A 2,745-nucleotide genomic window follows, 5' to 3' on the forward strand; every position below is an offset into this window, starting at 1 on the left:
AAAAAATCGATTTATTGGCTACAGCCTAGACTGGCAAAGGATTGTATGGGTGTGCCGGGAAATTTCGTACCTTCCTGCAAAGAACCCCACCTTGCAATCAAATACTTATGGCGTTTTCAGAAGTTTTGCGCCACATACTCACCCTCTCTCTAACTCTCCCCCCAAGGGGCGAGAGAATAATATTTTAAAATTGATGTCATTGACCGAACACTTTCCTTGAAGGAGTGCTCGGTCAGATGTTTTATTCACTAACTCGAATATTAATAAACTGCCAAGGGTCACTTTGGTCAGTATGTTTCGTATTCGAATTTTTGGGGTCTTGCAATGGGCTCCAATCAGTATAATAACCGCCAACAGTACCGAGATAAGGAGATGCTATATTTAAAACAAACTCATGATCCATATTTTCGGGTTCTATAATTCCGCGCTCCGGATTGTTCATCGCCCAAATGATACCTGATAACACTCCAGCTGCAACTTGTAAGCTGGTTGCATTATTGTGGTTCGCTAACTTTTTAGCTTCATGTATTGATAGGCGAGAACCATACCAATAGGCCCCTTTTTTATTTCCCATTAATAAAACTCCGAGTTCATCGGTGCCATCAGTAATTTCATGCAGCATGATTCGTTTTTCACTATGGGGAACGTATTTTCTTTGCACCAGCTCTTTCAGGGAGGTTATGGCATCAGGACTAGGATGATAGGCATAATGAACAGTTGGCCTGTAATATACTTGATTCTCTTTTTTTAATGTCAGGTATTGGGTTATTGATAAGGCTTCTGCATGAGTAATCAAAAAACCATTAATAGGGCCTGAGCCTGGGGTCCAGGTACGTACTCGAGTTTCAGCTCCTGGTTGAGCGAGATAAATACCACAATCTGAGCCAAAATCATGATGCTTGGCATCATGTGGCCAATGGCGTTCATGGCTGCCCCAGCCTAATTCAGCAGGTCGAAGTGCTTCACCGATTAATGCATCCACTGACCAGGTATTGATAAATTCATCGGTCTTTTTGGCTTGAGATGACTTTTGGCTATCATGCTCTGCAATATGTATCGTTTTAATATCAAGATCGTGAGCTAATTGTGCCCATTCTTCTGCCTTTTGAGGTAATGTACCGCCCCAATTATTATCTTGGGCGACATTCCACAAGGCCTGCTTAAGAAAGTGAGACACTAATCCTGGATTGGCTCCGTGAGTTAAAACAGCAGTAGGCCCTTGTTTCTTATGCTGTAATGATGCTTCGCGCAAAGCATAATTCGAGAGTAGTTCCTTGCTCTCAATATTTCTTTTCTCCCAGGATTCGGCAGCAGCGTCCAGATATAACAGTTTATGTTCATGGCAATATTTTATTAAATCAAGGCTGGATACCCCTATGGATAAATTTAACAAAAAATCACCTGGTTTAAGAATCGATGATAAAAGTTCCTGATAATTATTTTCTGTAACAGCAATTTCATCGAATTGAACCTGGTAATTTTTTGCTACATCTGCGCCAAGATTATGTTTTGACAGGATGTGAATTTGAGTGGGATCTAATTTCAAATATTGGAATAAAAGAGGTAATATTGCCTGGCCAATACTGCCGAATCCAAGAATTAGAATCTTATTTTTAAAGACTATTTGAGCTGCAGATTTATCCATAATTCCCCCGTTAAACGTAGGTATTCATAAGAGTAAGAATGGGGGTATTAATCAGTTATTAAGATGAACTTTACGTTATCCCTAGTATCTATTTAACTCCCTCATCATAGTTCAAGTATAGCTTACAAAAAAAATCTGCTCGTGATTTAGATTAAAAAGTCAATGAGTCCTAATCAGATCTGAAATATCTATACTATATTTGAAGAAAGAAAAGGAAATGCTCTTACTCAATAACACAGGTATTGAATAATGAATATGTATATTAATGGACAATTCACTGCCGCCCAAAGTGGGGCTACTCGAGATATTATTGATCCTGGTAATGGGGCATTGATTGCAACAGTTCCTGAAAGTGCGAAAGAAGATGTTGTTCTTGCAATCAATGCGGCTCGTAAGGCATTCGATGAAGGAGATTGGAAAAAAACGTCTGCTCTTGAACGCAGTAAATTATTATTCAAGCTTGCTGATTTGATTCGGGCCAATGCGGCAATGTTAGCTGAGCTGGAAACACGAAACTGCGGAAAACCTTTGGCTGAGGCTGAGTATGATGTAGCCGATGCCGCTAATTGTTTTGAGTTTTATGCAGGACTTGCCCCTAAAATTCATGGCGAAACAATGTCAGTTCCAGCCAATTCCTTTAGTTATGTCGTGCGTGAGCCTATTGGAGTGTGCGGCCAAATTATACCCTGGAATTTCCCATTGCTGATGGCGGCATGGAAACTTGCTCCAGCACTTGCAGCAGGAAATACCGTAATATTAAAACCTTCCGAACTAACCCCTCTAACGGCAATTGAATTATTCAAGCTGATTGATCAATGCGGCTTTCCGGCAGGGGTAGTAAATCTCATTACCGGCCCCGGTGTTGATGTTGGGGAAGAACTGGCTGTTAATTCTCTGGTGGATAAAGTGGCTTTCACTGGAGGGACTGTGACCGGCAGAAAAATAATGCAGGCAGCTGCGGGAAATTTAAAGCGTATCTCTTTGGAGTTGGGTGGAAAAAATCCCAATATTGTATTTGCCGACTGTGATCTGGAGATGGCAATTGATGGAGCGCTTTTTGGGGCTTTTGCTAACCAGGGGGAAGTGTGTTCTTCGGGCTC

General features: G+C 41.1%; 3 protein-coding genes. 2 read left to right on the forward strand and 1 reads right to left on the reverse strand.

Translation table 11 applies throughout. The features are described 5' to 3' along the window. Window positions 1–220: hypothetical protein (locus Q0495_RS13400; protein WP_298627173.1), on the forward strand; the 220-nt coding region annotated here is incomplete at its 5' end. A gap of 21 nt (window positions 221–241) precedes the next feature. Here the strand turns inward: Q0495_RS13400 and Q0495_RS13405 are convergent. Beyond that, on the reverse strand, window positions 242–1,645 hold the full coding sequence (locus Q0495_RS13405) for a saccharopine dehydrogenase C-terminal domain-containing protein (protein WP_298627174.1): 1,404 nt from the start codon (window positions 1,643–1,645) through the stop codon (window positions 242–244). 255 nt (window positions 1,646–1,900) lie between these two features. On the opposite strand from Q0495_RS13405, the gene Q0495_RS13410 reads away from it, so the two are divergent. After that, the coding region (locus Q0495_RS13410; RefSeq protein WP_367274428.1) for an aldehyde dehydrogenase family protein at window positions 1,901–2,745 on the forward strand (845 nt) is incomplete at its 3' end.

Source organism: uncultured Legionella sp. (genome assembly GCF_937871865.1).
Lineage (GTDB): Bacteria > Pseudomonadota > Gammaproteobacteria > Legionellales > Legionellaceae > Legionella.